The following is a 15039-nucleotide window of genomic DNA, read 5'->3' on the forward strand; positions in this document are numbered from 1 at the left end:
TGATTTCATCGCGAGCGGGCTCACTCCTACAGGTTTGAAGCGGTGTGGGGCAGGGGCTTACTTCTTGTCGCGAATCGAGAAGTTCGCCATGTGTTCCAGACCCTTGATCAGCGCCGAGTGGTCCCAGTTGCTGCCACCGATGGCCGCGCAGGTGCTGAACACTTGCTGGGTGTTGGCGGTGTTCGGCAGGTTGATGTTCAGCTCCTTGGCGCCTTGCAGGGCCAGGTTCAGGTCCTTCTGGTGCAGGCTGATGCGGAAGCCTGGATCGAAGGTGCCCTTGATCATGCGCTCGCCGTGCACTTCGAGGATCTTCGAGGACGCGAAACCGCCCATCAGTGCTTCACGCACCTTGGCTGGATCGGCACCGTTTTTCGAAGCGAACAGCAGGGCTTCAGCCACGGCCTGGATGTTCAGGGCCACGATGATCTGGTTGGCCACCTTGGCGGTTTGACCGTCGCCGTTGCCACCGACCAGGGTGATGTTCTTGCCCATGGCCTGGAACAGCGGCAGGGCACGTTCGAAGGCGTCGGCATCGCCGCCGACCATGATGCTCAGGGTCGCAGCCTTGGCGCCGACTTCACCACCGGACACCGGGGCGTCGAGGTATTGCGCGCCTTTTTCGTTGATCTTGGCCGCGAAAGCCTTGGTGGCGGTCGGCGAGATCGAGCTCATGTCGATGACGACTTTGCCTTTGCCCACGCCGGCAGCGATGCCGTCGGCACGGAACAGCACGTCGTCGACCTGCGGGGTATCGGGCACCATGACGATGATGAACTCGGCTTCCTGGGCAACTTCTTTCGGGTTCGCCAGGGCAACGGCGCCAGCGGCGACCAGGTCGGCAGGCGCAGGGTCGTGGTGCGCCGACAGGAACAGGCTGTGACCGGCTTTCTGCAGGTTCGCCGCCATTGGGTGGCCCATGATGCCGGTGCCGATAAATCCGATTTTAGCCATGAGAAAATCCTCTTGTTTTGTGCTTTCTGTAGGAGCGAGCCTGCTCGCGAAAAAACTCAACGAAAACGCGTGCTGCCTGAGTAAACGCGGCGCCTGATCGTTCTTCGCGAGCAGGCTCGCTCCTACAGGGATATGTGTTAGATCGCGTTATGGGTCTTCAACCAGCCCAGGCCCGCTTCAGTGGTGGTCAGCGGCTTGTATTCGCAACCGACCCAGCCCTGATAACCGATGCGATCCAGGTGTTCGAACAGGAAGCGGTAGTTGATTTCACCGGTACCAGGTTCGTTGCGCCCCGGGTTGTCCGCGAGCTGCACGTGGTTGATCTCGCCCAGGTGCGATTGCAGGGTGCGGGCCAGATCGCCTTCCATGATTTGCATGTGGTAGATGTCGTATTGCAGGAACAGGTTGGCGCTGCCGACCTGCTCGCGAATCGACAGGGCTTGCGCCGTGTTGTTCAGGTAGAAGCCTGGGATGTCACGGGTGTTGATCGCTTCCATCACCAGCTTGATGCCCGCCGCTTGCAGCTTGTCGGCCGCGTACTTGAGGTTGGCGACGAAGGTTTTCTCCACGGTGGCATCGTCAAAGCCCTGCGGACGAATACCGGCCAGGCAGTTGACCTGGGTGTTGCCCAGCACTTGCGCGTAAGCGATGGCCAGGTCGACACCGGCACGGAACTCTTCGACCCGATCCGGCAGGCACGCGATACCACGCTCGCCCTTGGCCCAGTCACCGGCCGGCAGGTTGAACAGCACCTGGGTCAGGCCGTGCGCGTCGAGCTGGGTCTTGATTTCGGCGGAGCTGAAGTCGTACGGGAACAGGTATTCGACACCAGTGAAGCCGGCCTTGGCGGCCGCTTCGAAACGGGCGAGAAAGTCCTGTTCGGTGAACAGCATGGACAGGTTGGCTGCGAAACGCGGCATGGTGGTCTCCCGTAAATGTGTGAAGGCCCCTTGTAGGAGCGAGCTTGCTCGCGAAAGCGGTGAGTCAGTCAACATCTCTGTTGGATGTGAAGCAGTCTTCGCGAGCAAGCCCGCTCCCACAGGGGGAGCGGTCAGCAGTTAATCCAGCAACGAAATCGCAGTCGGTGCGTCGTCGCCGACCAGCGCCAGGTCTTCGAATTCGTTGACGGCGTTGATCTCGGTACCCATGGAAATGTTGGTCACGCGCTCCAGGATGATCTCGACGATCACCGGAACCTTGAACTCTTCGATCAGCTCCTGGGCCTTGCGCAGGGCAGGCTGGATCTGGGACGGTTCGAACACACGCAGTGCCTTGCAGCCGAGGCCTTCGGCAACTGCGACGTGGTCGACACCGTAGCCGTTGAGTTCCGGCGCGTTCAGGTTGTCGAAGGACAGCTGCACGCAGTAGTCCATGTCGAAACCGCGCTGCGCCTGACGGATCAGACCCAGGTACGAGTTGTTCACGACAACGTGGATGTACGGCAGCTTGAACTGCGCGCCCACCGCCAATTCTTCGATCATGAACTGGAAGTCATAGTCCCCCGACAGGGCCACGACTTTACGGTTCGGATCGGCCTTGACCACGCCCAGCGCTGCCGGAATGGTCCAGCCCAACGGGCCAGCCTGGCCGCAGTTGATCCAGTGGCGCGGCTTGTAGACGTGCAGGAACTGTGCGCCGGCAATCTGCGACAGACCGATGGTGCTGACGTAGCAGGTGTCTTTGCCGAACACCTGGTTCATTTCTTCGTAAACGCGTTGCGGCTTGACCGGCACGTTGTCGAAGTGAGTCTTGCGCTGCAGGCTGGCTTTACGCTGCTGGCAGTCTTGCAGCCAGGCACTGCGGTTCTTCAGCTTGCCGGCGGCTTGCCATTCGCGAGCGACTTCGATGAACACGGTCAGCGCGGCAGCGGCGTCGGAAACGATGCCCAGGTCCGGGGTGAACACGCGGCCGATCTGGGTCGGTTCGATATCAACGTGAATGAACTTGCGGCCTTCGGTGTAGACGTCAACGGAACCGGTGTGACGGTTAGCCCAACGGTTACCCACGCCCAGAACCACGTCGGACTTGAGCATGGTTGCGTTGCCGTAGCGGTGCGAAGTTTGCAAGCCAACCATACCCACCATCAGCGGGTGATCGTCCGGGATGGTGCCCCAGCCCATCAGGGTCGGGATGACCGGGATGCCGGTCAGCTCAGCGAACTCGACCAGCAGATCGCTGGCATCGGCGTTGATGATGCCACCACCGGCGACCAGCAATGGACGCTCGGCCTGATCCAGCATGGCCAAGGCTTTTTCAACCTGGACGCGGGTAGCGCTCGGCTTGGCCAATGGCAGTGGCTGGTAGGCGTCGATGTCGAATTCGATTTCGGCCATCTGCACGTCGAACGGCAGGTCGATCAGCACCGGGCCTGGACGGCCTGAGCGCATTTCATAGAAGGCCTTCTGGAACGCATAAGGCACCTGGCCCGGTTCCATGACGGTGGTCGACCACTTGGTGACTGGCTTGACGATGGTGGTGATATCGACAGCCTGGAAGTCTTCCTTGTGCATACGGGCGCGGGGTGCCTGGCCGGTAATGCAGAGGATTGGAATCGAGTCGGCCGAGGCGCTGTAGAGCCCGGTGACCATGTCGGTGCCGGCAGGGCCGGAAGTCCCGATGCACACGCCGATGTTGCCGGCCTTGGTGCGGGTGTAGCCCTCGGCCATGTGCGAGGCGCCTTCAACGTGGCGAGCGAGTACGTGATCGATGCCGCCGACCTTTTGCAAGGCGGAGTACAGCGGGTTGATGGCGGCACCCGGGATGCCAAAAGCGGTATCGACCCCTTCACGGCGCATCACCAGAACGGCGGCTTCGATTGCTCTCATTTTGCTCATGGTTTTGTGCCTCTTTACGTTTTGTAATTGTATACAAGTGGCTTTGCGCAGAGTGTATTCACGGCGGACGGCGCAGGTCAATCCATTTTCTCAAGCGCTTGTTTCATTCGTCGGAAGCCCGTTCTACTGTGGCTTTTCGTCGCATGTGGCGCCTTTCGAGAATTATTGTATACAAAAAAATAATTCATTGTGTTCTATTTGTTGCATCGGGCTGCGACGCAAGCGCGCAGCACAACGGCGCAGCCCACCGACTTTCCGAAAAACAAAATGAGGACGGCACCATGAGCGCTTTAACCTTGAAAGTCGCAGTCAACCTGGTCAATGAGGCCATCACCGCAGGGCGTGCAATCTCTGCGGCACCCTTGACCATTGCGGTACTGGATGCCGGCGGGCATCTGATCGCCCTGCAACGCGAAGACGGCGCCAGCCTGCTGCGCCCACACGTCGCCATCGGCAAAGCCTGGGGCGCCATCGCGCTGGGCAAGGGTTCACGCCTGCTGGCGCTCGACGCCCAGCAACGCCCGGCGTTTATCGCCGCGTTGAACAGCCTGGGGCAGGGCAGCGTCGTGCCGGCACCGGGTGGTGTGCTGGTTCGCGATCAGGACGGGAACGTGCTGGGGGCGGTGGGGATCAGCGGCGATTTGTCGGATGTCGACGAGCAGTGCGCGATCAATGCGATCGAGGCGTTGGGGTTGGTGGCGGATGCGGGGGTGGCGGCTTGATTTTCGCTGACTGAACTACCGCTTTCGCGAGCAAGCCCGCTCCTACCATGATCGAAGGTGCTCACATATTTTATGTACACCATCAGACCCTGTGGGAGCGGGCTTGCCCGCGATGGCTATCGACAGGACACATCCAGCTAAAAGTCTGCACGACCATCCAGTATTTCCGGGGCTAGCCTTCTCATGACTTCATCATGAGAGTGGCAAAGGAATGTCCGATTCACCTGCTTCACATCGCCTGCGTACGGGGCGCTATGCCGAACCCAATCGAATCTATTTACTGACGACCAATACGCTTGGCCGTGAGCCGGTTTTTGCCGATTACGCTTTGGGCAGATTGGTGGTGCATCAGTTTCGGCAGGCACAAAGCCTGGGATTGGCAAATTCATTGGCTTGGGTTGTCATGCCTGACCATTTCCACTGGTTGGTGGAATTGGAGAAATGCTCACTCAGTAGTTTGATGCGGCAAACCAAGTCACTGACAACGCGGGAGGTGAACCTTTCCAGTGCCAGGCACGGGCCACTCTGGCAACAGGGATATCACGACCGAGCACTGAGGCGAGATGAGGATTTGGTGAAGATGGCGCGATATGTTGTGGCCAACCCGTTGCGGGCTGGGCTTGTAGAGCGTCTTGGCAACTATCCGTTGTGGGATGCGATTTGGGTCTGATCCACTCCCGAGTTGCCGCCATCGCGGGCAAGCCCGCTCCCACAGGGATATGTGTCGTTCACAGAATTTGAATTCAACACTGAAAATTGTTGGAGCGAGCCTGCTCGCGAATGGCCTTGATACGGTCTACCGCTCAGGCTCACACCCCTTCAACACCAACCGGATAATCGTCTGCGCCGCCGCTTCATAATCTTCTTCATCCAGCCTGGCTTTGCCGGTGATGGCGGTGATTTGCCAGTCGAAGTCGGCGTAGGTCTGGGTCGCGGCCCAGATGCTGAACATCAGGTGGTTGGGGTCGATGGGGGCGATTTGCCCGCGGTCGATCCAGGTCTGGATGCACTCGATGTTGTGTTTGGCCTGGCCATTGAGCTGTTCGACCAGATCGCTGCTCAGGTGGGGGGCGCCATGCATGATTTCGCTGGCGAACACCTTGGAGGCGAAAGGCAGGTCGCGGGAGATGCGGATCTTCGAGCGAATGTAGCCACTGAGCACTTCACCGGGCTCGCCGTCCGGATTGAACGGAGTCGAAGCCTGCAGGATGGGCTCGATGATGCTTTCCAGAACCTCGCGGTAGAGGTTCTCCTTGGATTTGAAGTAGTAGTAGACGTTGGGCTTGGGCAATCCCGCCTTGGCTGCGATGTCGCTGGTTTTGGTCGCAGCGAAGCCTTTATCGGCGAATTCCTCACTGGCGGCACGCAGGATCAGTTGTTTGTTGCGCTCGCGGATAGTGCTCATAAACCGGGTGATTCCTTGCCTGTTCTGGCGGTTGCGCATGGTATCACCGGCCTCGCGCGGCGCTCAAGAATGCACCGCAGCCCGTGATGTCGCGCTATGCTGCTGCGCATTCATTGCAGAAGGAAACCCGATTCATGGCAGGAAGCAGTTTGCTGGTGCTGATCGACGACATCGCGACCGTGCTGGACGACGTGTCTTTGATGACCCAAATGGCCGCCAAGAAAACGGCCGGCGTACTCGGCGACGACCTGGCACTCAATGCCCAGCAAGTCAGCGGCGTGCGTGCCGAACGGGAAATCCCGGTGGTCTGGGCGGTCGCCAAGGGTTCGTTCATCAATAAACTGATCCTGGTGCCGTCGGCGCTGGCGATCAGTGCATTCATTCCGTGGCTGGTCACGCCGTTGTTGATGGTCGGTGGCGCCTATCTGTGCTTCGAAGGGTTTGAGAAGCTCGCCCACAAGTTTTTGCACAGCAAGGCTGAAGATGTCGCCGAGCATGCGCAGTTGGTCGAGGCTGTGGCCGATCCTGCCATCGACCTGGTGGCGTTCGAGAAGGACAAGATCAAAGGCGCGATCCGCACCGACTTCATTCTTTCGGCGGAAATCATCGCGATCACCCTCGGCACGGTGGCCGGCGCTCCATTGACTCAGCAAATCATCGTGCTTTCGGGCATTGCCATTGTCATGACCGTCGGCGTGTACGGATTGGTGGCGGGTATCGTCAAGCTCGACGACCTGGGCCTGTGGCTGACCCAGAAACCCGGGCAGATGGCGAAAAGCATTGGCGGCGGGATTCTGCGTGCGGCACCGTACATGATGAAAAGCCTGTCGGTGATTGGTACGGCGGCGATGTTTCTGGTGGGCGGCGGGATTCTCACACACGGTGTGCCGGTGGTGCATCACTGGATCGAAAGTATCGGTGCAGCGGCGGGAAGTGGCGGGTTTATCGTGCCGGTGTTGCTCAATGGCGTGGCGGGGATTATCGCAGGGGCGGTGGTGTTGGTTGGCGTGATGGCCGTCAGCAAGATCTGGAAAGCCCTGAAAGGCTGAAGACAACACATAACAATTGTGGGAGCGGGCTTGCTCGCGAAGTGGTTGTGTCAGTCACCAAAAAGGTTGTCTGACACACCGCTTTCGCGAGCAAGCCCGCTCCCACATTGATTTACAGCAGCCGGGTTTACTCGGCGACCTGCAACTTGCGCGCTTCGGTGTACACGTAACGCACTTTGTCGTACTCGAACGGCGAGTTCATCTGGCCATAGCGGAAGCTGGTCTGGTAGCGCTTGTCGATGCCGCGCAGGATCAACACTTCCGGATGGTTGGAGCTGACTTCGGCCACGTTCAGGAAGTTGATCGCACTCTCGGCCGAGTAATCCACCAGCAGGCCACCGGTATCACGCAGGTTCGACGGACCGAGGATCGGCAGGACTAAATAAGCGCCGCCCGGCACGCCGTAGAAGCCCAGGGTCTGGCCGAAGTCTTCGCTCTGGCGCGGCAGGCCCATGGCGGTGGCCGGGTCCCACAGGCCGGCGATGCCGATGGTGGTGTTGAGCAGCAGGCGCCCGGTGGTTTCCAGCGAGCGCTGGCCCTTGAGTTGCAACAGGCTGTTCATCAGGTTCGGCACGTCGCCGAGGTTGTTGAAGAAGTTGCTGACGCCGGTGCGCAGGAAGCTCGGGGTGACGTAGCGGTAACCATTGACCACCGGCAGGAACACCCATTGATCGAAGCGGTAGTTGAAGTGATAGACGCGCCGGTTCCACTCTTCCAGCGGATCGTAGACGGTCAGCGCGCTGAGGGTTGAACGCTCGAACTCACGCTGGTCCAGACCCGGGTTGAATTTGAGTTTGCTCAGCGGTTCCTTGAAACCATCACTGTCGACGACCACGGGGGCGTTGGCTTTGCTGTTGTCGGCATTGGCGACGCCTGCACAGAGTAACGCTGCGAAAAGCAGGAGGTATTTAGCCACGGAAGAACTCCAGCATGGCGTCGCTGTTGACGCGGTAGTTAATGTTGCCGCAGTGGCCGCCGTACGGGTAAACGGTCAGGCGATCACCGAAGGTCCTGCGCAGGAAGCCCAGGTCGCCAGGGCCGAGGATCACGTCATCGGCGTTGTGCATGACCGCGATTTTCGGGCTTTCGTGCAGGTAGTCCTTCAGCGCATACAGGCTCACCTGGTCAATCAGTTGCAACAGGCTGCCGCCGTCGGTGCGGGCGCGCCACATCGGGATCACTTGTTCGGTGATGTAGCAGTCGAAGTCGCATTGCAGAGCACGCTTGAGGAATGGCGTGAGGCTGGTGCCCTCGGTGATCGGGAACTTGGGTGGGGTGATCAGGCCGCGACGGTTGACCAGGTCCGAAGTGAAGGCAATGTCGGCCGCCGAAAAGCGGAACGAGGTGCCGATCAGCATGGCCATCTGCTCGTTGGTCAGGTGCTGCTTGGACTGCTGGAAGTCGTAGAGCAGGGCATCATTGAGGTCGATGTAGCCCTTCTGCTGGAAGTAGCGGGTCAGCTTGTCCAGTACCAGTTCATAGAACGTGGTGCTGGTGTTGATGCCCCTGACCTCGGTCTGGACCAGCTTGTCGAGGTTGGTGATCGAGGTGTAGAGGTTGACCGGCGGGTTGAGCAGCAGGACTTTCTTGAAGTTGAAGCTGCGGCGGGTTTCGTCCAGGTGCGAGACGAAAGCGGCATCCAGTGCCCCCAGGCTGTACCCGGTCAGGTAGTAATCGGTAACCGGCATTTTCGGGTTCTGTGCCCGTACGGCCTGCATCACCCGGTACAGATCTTCGGCGTCTTCCTTGGAAACACCCGGCGTGGCGAAGCGTGATGCGGCGCTCATGAAGTCATAGCTGGTGGGCGATGACAACTGCACCACGTGGTAGCCGGCTTTGTAATAGAGCTTCTTCAGGTATTCGTTCAGGGTGCTGTCATAGCGCGCGCCGGTTCCGGCGATCAGGAACATCAGCGGTGCGGCGTGATCTTGCGTGGCAATGCGGTAGTCGAGTTTCTTGACCGCCCAGAAATTGTCCGGTAATTCGAACGCCCGTTCCGGACGCAAGGTGACGCTGCGCACCTCCTGATCGATATCGTCGTCCAGGGGTAACTCCGGACGCAGGTCCGGCGGCGTGGTCGCGATGGTCGCCTCGAACGGGTTGGTCAGGGGGTAGCCGTAACTGGCGGCGTCAATGTCGACCGCCAGTGCGGACGCACTCAATATAAGGCCGCCAAACAGGGCAGCGAAGTGCAAGGAACGGAGCATGACTAAATCCCTTAGAAGAAGGTGCCGAATGAATTTCGCAGGCTATGACCACCGGATGTGCGCCAAAGTGCCAACCCTCGGCACCAAGCAGGCTTAATTTCGAAGTAATAGTAGCTGGACGATACACTTTGCAGTGATTGAATGACCAGTTAACAGTTGTTATCACTTGCGAAACCCTTGAGGGCGATTAAGCTGGCCGCCGTTTTTCGCCAATTGGAGTGTTTCATGTCTCGCCGCCTGCCCGTGATCCTGCTGCTTGTTTTGCTGCCTGTCTGGCTGGCCGCCAGTTATGGCGCGCGTTATGGCTTCATGGAGGATGCGCAGTGGGTCGGCATTTGCGTGGATGAGGCGAATCGTTGGGAATGCCAGGTGCGATCGAACCTGGGGCTGATGATCCACTTCGCAGTCCTGGGATGGGCTGCGTTGGCGGCTGCGATCGTCGGCTTCGTTGTGCCGGGGCGGGCAGGCTGGTGGCTGGCGGTGCTGGCGCTGGTGTTCGGGTTTCCGGCGTTGGCGTTGTACAACACGACGCTTGCGGTGTTTGCGGTGGTGATTGCCGGGTTGCGGTTGGTCAGGGCGGCCCACGTCGCCTGACAGGTCGCCATCGTCGGAACGCCGCCCGGAGCAAGCTCGCTCCCACAATTGATCTTGGTCGCACACAAATTTTGTGCTCACTGAAGATCTACTGTGGGAGCGAGCTTGCTCCGGGCGGCGTTCCGACGATGAGGCCAGTCAGGTCAATGCAAAATCAAGCTGTGCGAACCCGCAGGCAACGCCACAACGCAGCCACCATCAACACACTCACCAGCGCCCAGCCCCAGGCCTGCTGATTCTGCAAACCTTCACGAAACAACTGCGGCGCAATGCCGGCACCGATGATGAAGGTCAGCAACGCAATCTCGCGGCGCGGCACGTTCACCGGGCGGCACAGATAAACCAGCGCAGGCACGATGAACGCGACACTCGGGAAGCTGCGATAACGTGGATCGAGCACCAGTTCCAGCATCATCACGGCTGCCGCGAACCCTGTCATTGCAACCAGCCAGCCAGCACGGCGTTCCAGCAGGTTGAACGCCCGTCCACGCCAACCGCCACGAGGGCTCAATGCCAGCGCAGCATGGATCAGCACCAGCAGATTCAGAGCGGTCAGCAATCCGACCCATAGCCATTCACTGGTAAAGCGCGTGGTCACCCGTGCCAGGTCGCCCCAGGCGCCAATCGAACACGCCGCCAAGGCACCGAGCAGGGGTAGCACCAGTGCCGAACGCGTGGTGCGGACCCGGCCACCGAGCAGCAACGTGCCGATGAAGATCAATCCGCCCACCGCCAGCCACTGCGACCAGTACGGTACGTTTGTCACTGGCCCGGCCAGCACACCCTTGTCCTGGCGATCGGCGTCGAACAGCCCCCAGTAACCACCGACCGCACCTTCACTGGCGCGTTTCCAGGGCTGGTCGAAGGCTTCGATCAGGTTGTAGTGCCAACCCTGTTGCTCGGCCATGGCGACAAAGCCGCGAATGAATTTGGCTTCGTTGACCCGGCTCGGCAGGGCCGTTTCGCGCTGGCGACCTTCGCTTGGCCAGCCGGTTTCGCCGATCAGCACATCCTTGGGCGCGAACTTGTTGCCGAACACCTGGCGTACTTCGGCCACATGTTGCAGGGCAGCGTCGATGTTCGATGGATCATCTTCCCAGTACGGCAGCAAGTGAATGGTCAGGAAGTCCACGGCGGGGGCGATTTGCGGATGCTTGAGCCAGAACTCCCAGACGTCGGCGTAGGTGACAGGCTGTTTGACCTGACTCTTGACCTTGTTGATCAGCTTCACCAACTGCGCACCAGTGACTTCCTTGCGCAGCAGGGTTTCGTTGCCGACGATCACCGCGCTCACCACATCCGGGTTGGCGTTGGCCGAGGCGATCAGCAGGTCGACTTCTTTCTCGGTGTCCACCGGGTTGCTGTTGACCCAGGCGCCGATCATCAGCTTCAAGCCATGCTTGCGCGCAAGGTCCGGCAGGGCTTCGAGGCCGGTCATGGAATAGGTGCGAATGCACTCGAAACTTTTGGACAGCAGCGCGAGGTCGGCATCCATACGCTCGGGGCGCAAGTTGAATGGCACGTCAAACGGCGATTGATCCTTGTCGAACGGGGTGTAGGAGGCGCATTGCAGCTTGTGCGTCGCGCTGGCCACATCCGGCAGGATCACCGGTTTGCCGAGGCCGTACCAGAAGCCGCCAAGGGCAAACAGCCCGAGCAGGCAAGCGAATAGATAAGCAGCAAAAGGGAAGCGGGAGGTCGCGGACATGGTCAGGCCGTGTGGGAACAAAGCGGCGCATGTTACCTGCATTTACCGCGTGCTTGGTGGCTTGCATGATTTTGACATGCAAAGTTCGGGCGGAGTGGCGGGGGTGTTTGTTGCGCCGAAGATTAATGGCTTTCTGATGTCGTTTCTCGATGCCTTGAGGTCGCTGGCAGAGCAGGTCGCCATGAGCGTCAGGTTGATTATCGCAAGTGTCAGTACTCCGCTGATGTTCGAACGAGTTTGCGGTGGGCGTGATGGGGGCGCTGTGCACCATAACAATACGTTTAAGCGACTCGGCATCCGTCGAGCGCAGCACTTTCGGGGAAGTAACGATGAAGATGCGACGACTCTTGGGCGCAGGTGCGGCTTTGGTGCTGGCGATCAGTTCGACCGTGGCGAGCGCCGCCGGCAAGGACGTGACGCTTGGTTATGTCGATGGCTGGTCGGACAGTGTCGCCACGACCAACGTGGCGGCTGAAGTGATCAGGCAGAAACTCGGTTATGACGTGAAGCTGCAAGCCGTCGCTACCGGGATCATGTGGCAGGGCGTGGCCACCGGTAAACTCGACGCCATGCTGTCGGCCTGGCTGCCGGTGACCCACGGTGAGTACTGGACGAAGAACAAGGATCAGGTCGTCGACTACGGCCCGAACTTCAAGGACGCGAAAATCGGCCTGATCGTGCCGGAGTACGTCAAGGCCAAGTCCATTGACGACCTCAAGACCGACGACACCTTCAAGAACCGCATCGTCGGCATCGACGCCGGTTCAGGCGTGATGCTCAAGACCGATCAGGCGATCAAGGACTACGACCTGACCGGCTATCAACTCAAGGCCAGTTCCGGCGCCGGGATGATCGCCGAGCTGACCCGTGCCGAGAAGAAGAACGAATCCATTGCCGTGACCGGTTGGGTGCCGCACTGGATGTTCGCCAAGTGGAAACTGCGCTTCCTCGAAGACCCGAAAGGCGTGTATGGCGCGGCTGAGACCGTGAACAGCATCGGCAGCAAGGGCCTGGAGGCCAAGGCGCCGGAAGTGGCCAAGTTCCTGAAGAACTTCCAGTGGGAATCCAAGGATGAAATCGGCCAGGTGATGTTGGCGATTCAGGATGGTGCCAAACCTGAAGCCGCGGCGAAGGATTGGATCGCCAAAAACCCTGAGCGTGTGGCTGCCTGGATCAAGTAATAACAAAGAGCACGCTTGACCCTGTGGGAGCGGGCTTGCTCGCGAAGCGTTCTGTCAGTTGACTGATATGTCGACTGGCATGACGCCTTCGCGAGCAGGCTCGCTCCCACAGTTGTTTGGTGCATGCTGGAGTTTGGCGAATCCGTCATGGGGTTCTAAGACTAAGGTCGTCTGGAACCTGCCCCGCAGCCGCATAGAGTGGATACCGTTCCAACTAAATCTGTGCTGCGAGGATAAAAACAATGAACGACAGCATTTACCTCTCGATTCAAAACAGCCCGCGCTTCAAGGAGCTGGTTAGCAAGAGGGAACGATTCGCCTGGATTCTTTCGGCGATCATGCTAGGGCTTTACTCCGGATTCATCCTTCTGATTGCTTACGGGCCGCAGGTGTTGGGGGCGAAAATCAGCCCTGAGTCCTCGATTACCTGGGGCATACCGATCGGTGTCGGGCTGATTGTCTCGGCCTTCATCCTGACCGGTATCTACGTACGACGCGCCAACGGCGAGTTCGACGACCTGAACAATGCGATTCTCAAGGAGGCTCAGCAATGATCCGCCGTCTAATGGCTCTTTTGAGCATCGCAGCTTTCGCGCCTGGCGCCTGGGCGGCTGACGCCCTGACCGGTGCCGTGCAGAAACAACCGCTGAACGTCGCTGCGATCCTTATGTTCGTGGCGTTTGTCGGCGCAACGTTGTACATCACTTACTGGGCGTCCAAGAAAAACAACTCGGCCTCCGACTACTACGCAGCTGGCGGCAAGATCACTGGTTTCCAGAACGGTCTGGCGATTGCCGGTGACTACATGTCGGCAGCATCCTTCCTGGGTATTTCTGCGCTGGTGTTCACCTCCGGCTACGACGGCCTGATCTATTCGATCGGCTTCCTGGTGGGCTGGCCGATCATTCTGTTCCTGATCGCCGAGCGCCTGCGTAACCTGGGCAAATATACCTTTGCCGACGTGGCGTCCTATCGCCTTGGGCAAACCCAGATCCGCTCGCTGTCCGCTTGTGGTTCGCTGGTGGTGGTGGCGTTCTACCTGATCGCGCAAATGGTCGGTGCCGGCAAGCTGATCCAGCTGCTGTTCGGTCTCGATTACCACGTTGCGGTGATCCTGGTCGGTATCCTGATGTGCATGTACGTGTTGTTCGGCGGCATGCTGGCGACCACCTGGGTGCAGATCATCAAGGCAGTCCTGCTGCTGTCCGGTGCTTCCTTCATGGCACTGATGGTGATGAAGCACGTCAACTTCGACTTCAACATGCTGTTCTCCGAGGCGATCAAGGTTCACCCGAAAGCTGAAGCGATCATGAGCCCAGGCGGCCTGGTGAAAGATCCGATCTCGGCGTTCTCCCTCGGTCTGGCGCTGATGTTCGGTACCGCTGGCCTGCCGCACATCCTGATGCGCTTCTTCACCGTGAGCGATGCAAAGGAAGCTCGCAAGAGCGTGTTGTACGCAACCGGCTTCATTGGCTACTTCTACATCCTGACCTTTATCATCGGCTTCGGCGCGATCCTGCTGGTCAGCACCAACCCGGCTTTCAAAGACGCAGCTGGTGCCTTGCTGGGCGGTAACAACATGGCGGCGGTGCACCTGGCCAACGCGGTGGGTGGCAGTATCTTCCTGGGCTTCATCTCGGCGGTGGCGTTCGCGACCATTCTGGCAGTGGTTGCCGGTCTGACCCTGGCCGGTGCTTCGGCGGTGTCCCACGACCTGTACGCCAGCGTGATCAAGAAGGGCAAGGCTAACGAGAAGGACGAGATTCGCGTTTCGAAAATCACCACTATCGCCTTGGCGGTGCTGGCCATTGGTCTGGGTATTCTGTTCGAGAGCCAGAACATTGCGTTCATGGTCGGCCTGGCATTCTCCATCGCGGCGAGCTGCAACTTCCCGGTGCTGCTGCTTTCCATGTACTGGAAAAAGCTGACCACCCGCGGTGCGATGATCGGCGGCTGGATGGGGCTGGTCAGTGCCGTGGGCCTGATGGTGCTTGGTCCGACCATCTGGGTGCAGATCCTGCATCACGAGAAGGCCATCTTCCCGTATGAGTACCCGGCGCTGTTCTCGATGATGATTGCCTTTGTCGGGATCTGGTTCTTCTCGGTTACCGACAAGTCGACTGCGGCTGACAATGAGCGGGCGCTGTTCTTCCCGCAGTTTGTTCGTTCGCAGACTGGCCTGGGTGCAAGTGGTGCTGTTTCGCACTAAGCATTTGGGTTTGACTGTTTAAGTTGTGTTGAATGGAAATGCCCTGGTCGAGAGATCGGGGCATTTTTTATTGGGCGGTAATCGACCTGAATTTTTTTGGATGTGCCCGATTTACTGTGGGAGCGAGCCTGCTCGCGAAGGCGGCCTGACAGCCGACCTGTCTCTTGTTGACCGCGTAC

14 protein-coding genes are annotated in these 15039 nt (G+C 59.3%); 7 read left to right on the forward strand and 7 right to left on the reverse strand.

Features of this window, described 5'->3' with window-relative positions:
- Positions 1-57: 57 nt before the first annotated feature.
- The 3 genes from WHX55_RS07855 to gcl form a co-directional block, all read right to left on the reverse strand.
- The gene (locus WHX55_RS07855) at positions 58-951 is read right to left on the reverse strand and encodes a 2-hydroxy-3-oxopropionate reductase (RefSeq protein WP_151213349.1); all 894 of its coding nucleotides are present in this window, start codon (positions 949-951) and stop codon (positions 58-60) included.
- Between the two features lie 137 nt (positions 952-1088).
- Positions 1089-1871, reverse strand: a complete 783-nt coding sequence (gene hyi / locus WHX55_RS07860) for a hydroxypyruvate isomerase (RefSeq protein ID WP_150724517.1) — start codon at positions 1869-1871, stop codon at positions 1089-1091.
- A 138-nt stretch (positions 1872-2009) separates the two neighbouring features.
- The gene (gcl, locus tag WHX55_RS07865; RefSeq protein ID WP_046037663.1) at positions 2010-3785 is read right to left on the reverse strand and encodes a glyoxylate carboligase; all 1776 of its coding nucleotides are present in this window, start codon (positions 3783-3785) and stop codon (positions 2010-2012) included.
- 281 nt (positions 3786-4066) lie between these two features.
- On the opposite strand from gcl, the gene WHX55_RS07870 reads away from it, so the two are divergent.
- Entirely contained in the window at positions 4067-4507 is a 441-nt protein-coding gene (locus tag WHX55_RS07870; RefSeq protein ID WP_046037662.1) for a heme-binding protein, read from the forward strand.
- Between the two features lie 211 nt (positions 4508-4718).
- Complete coding sequence (locus WHX55_RS07875) at positions 4719-5177, forward strand: transposase (RefSeq protein ID WP_082562889.1); 459 nt, start codon at positions 4719-4721, stop codon at positions 5175-5177.
- Between the two features lie 126 nt (positions 5178-5303).
- Here the strand turns inward: WHX55_RS07875 and WHX55_RS07880 are convergent, their stop codons facing one another.
- Positions 5304-5912: a TetR/AcrR family transcriptional regulator gene (locus WHX55_RS07880; RefSeq protein ID WP_015096199.1), complete on the reverse strand. Its 609-nt coding sequence runs from the start codon at positions 5910-5912 to the stop codon at positions 5304-5306.
- Positions 5913-6046: 134 nt separating this feature from the next.
- On the opposite strand from WHX55_RS07880, the gene WHX55_RS07885 reads away from it, so the two are divergent.
- Positions 6047-6961 carry a DUF808 domain-containing protein gene (locus tag WHX55_RS07885; protein ID WP_353742361.1) on the forward strand — a complete coding sequence of 305 codons (915 nt, stop codon included), beginning with the start codon at positions 6047-6049 and terminating at the stop codon, positions 6959-6961.
- A gap of 127 nt (positions 6962-7088) precedes the next feature.
- Here the strand turns inward: WHX55_RS07885 and WHX55_RS07890 are convergent, their stop codons facing one another.
- On the reverse strand, positions 7089-7877 hold the full coding sequence (locus WHX55_RS07890) for a VacJ family lipoprotein (protein WP_150724520.1): 789 nt from the start codon (positions 7875-7877) through the stop codon (positions 7089-7091).
- Positions 7870-9168, reverse strand: coding sequence for a serine/threonine protein kinase (locus tag WHX55_RS07895; RefSeq protein WP_150724521.1), 1299 nt, complete (start codon positions 9166-9168; stop codon positions 7870-7872). Before WHX55_RS07895 ends, WHX55_RS07890 begins: the two co-directional genes overlap by 8 nt.
- A 225-nt stretch (positions 9169-9393) precedes the next feature.
- On the opposite strand from WHX55_RS07895, the gene WHX55_RS07900 reads away from it, so the two are divergent.
- Complete coding sequence (locus tag WHX55_RS07900) at positions 9394-9762, forward strand: hypothetical protein (RefSeq protein ID WP_150724522.1); 369 nt, start codon at positions 9394-9396, stop codon at positions 9760-9762.
- A gap of 154 nt (positions 9763-9916) precedes the next feature.
- On the opposite strand, the gene WHX55_RS07905 is transcribed toward WHX55_RS07900, so the two are convergent.
- Positions 9917-11512, reverse strand: a complete 1596-nt coding sequence (locus WHX55_RS07905; RefSeq protein WP_353742362.1) for a beta (1-6) glucans synthase — start codon at positions 11510-11512, stop codon at positions 9917-9919.
- A gap of 287 nt (positions 11513-11799) precedes the next feature.
- On the opposite strand from WHX55_RS07905, the gene WHX55_RS07910 reads away from it, so the two are divergent.
- The 3 genes from WHX55_RS07910 to WHX55_RS07920 all read left to right on the forward strand — a co-directional run bounded on the left by WHX55_RS07910 (position 11800) and on the right by WHX55_RS07920 (position 14860).
- A complete protein-coding gene (locus WHX55_RS07910; protein WP_150724524.1) occupies positions 11800-12651 on the forward strand; it encodes a glycine betaine ABC transporter substrate-binding protein in 852 nt (283 codons plus the stop codon).
- A 242-nt stretch (positions 12652-12893) separates the two neighbouring features.
- Positions 12894-13205, forward strand: a complete 312-nt coding sequence (locus WHX55_RS07915; protein WP_008052644.1) for a DUF485 domain-containing protein — start codon at positions 12894-12896, stop codon at positions 13203-13205.
- Positions 13202-14860 (forward strand): cation acetate symporter, encoded by a 1659-nt coding sequence (locus WHX55_RS07920; RefSeq protein ID WP_150724525.1) that lies wholly within the window; start codon positions 13202-13204, stop codon positions 14858-14860. Before WHX55_RS07915 ends, WHX55_RS07920 begins: the two co-directional genes overlap by 4 nt.
- The last annotated feature ends 179 nt before the right edge of the window (positions 14861-15039 follow it).

Source organism: Pseudomonas fluorescens (assembly GCF_040448305.1).
GTDB classification, from domain to species: Bacteria; Pseudomonadota; Gammaproteobacteria; order Pseudomonadales; family Pseudomonadaceae; genus Aquipseudomonas; species Aquipseudomonas fluorescens_BH.

What these genes read in the sequence shown, in the direction of transcription:
- WHX55_RS07895 (WP_150724521.1), bottom strand. Translation starts at nt 9,168, where the DNA reads ATGCTCCGTTCCTTGCACTTCGCTGCCCTGTTTGGCGGCCTTATATTG.
- WHX55_RS07870 (WP_046037662.1), top strand. Translation starts at nt 4,067, where the DNA reads ATGAGCGCTTTAACCTTGAAAGTCGCAGTCAACCTGGTCAATGAGGCC.
- WHX55_RS07875 (WP_082562889.1), top strand. Translation starts at nt 4,719, where the DNA reads ATGTCCGATTCACCTGCTTCACATCGCCTGCGTACGGGGCGCTATGCC.
- WHX55_RS07880 (WP_015096199.1), bottom strand. Translation starts at nt 5,912, where the DNA reads ATGAGCACTATCCGCGAGCGCAACAAACAACTGATCCTGCGTGCCGCC.
- WHX55_RS07905 (WP_353742362.1), bottom strand. Translation starts at nt 11,512, where the DNA reads ATGCAGGTAACATGCGCCGCTTTGTTCCCACACGGCCTGACCATGTCC.
- gcl (WP_046037663.1), bottom strand. Translation starts at nt 3,785, where the DNA reads ATGAGCAAAATGAGAGCAATCGAAGCCGCCGTTCTGGTGATGCGCCGT.
- WHX55_RS07885 (WP_353742361.1), top strand. Translation starts at nt 6,047, where the DNA reads ATGGCAGGAAGCAGTTTGCTGGTGCTGATCGACGACATCGCGACCGTG.
- hyi (WP_150724517.1), bottom strand. Translation starts at nt 1,871, where the DNA reads ATGCCGCGTTTCGCAGCCAACCTGTCCATGCTGTTCACCGAACAGGAC.
- WHX55_RS07915 (WP_008052644.1), top strand. Translation starts at nt 12,894, where the DNA reads ATGAACGACAGCATTTACCTCTCGATTCAAAACAGCCCGCGCTTCAAG.
- WHX55_RS07900 (WP_150724522.1), top strand. Translation starts at nt 9,394, where the DNA reads ATGTCTCGCCGCCTGCCCGTGATCCTGCTGCTTGTTTTGCTGCCTGTC.
- WHX55_RS07920 (WP_150724525.1), top strand. Translation starts at nt 13,202, where the DNA reads ATGATCCGCCGTCTAATGGCTCTTTTGAGCATCGCAGCTTTCGCGCCT.
- WHX55_RS07910 (WP_150724524.1), top strand. Translation starts at nt 11,800, where the DNA reads ATGAAGATGCGACGACTCTTGGGCGCAGGTGCGGCTTTGGTGCTGGCG.
- WHX55_RS07855 (WP_151213349.1), bottom strand. Translation starts at nt 951, where the DNA reads ATGGCTAAAATCGGATTTATCGGCACCGGCATCATGGGCCACCCAATG.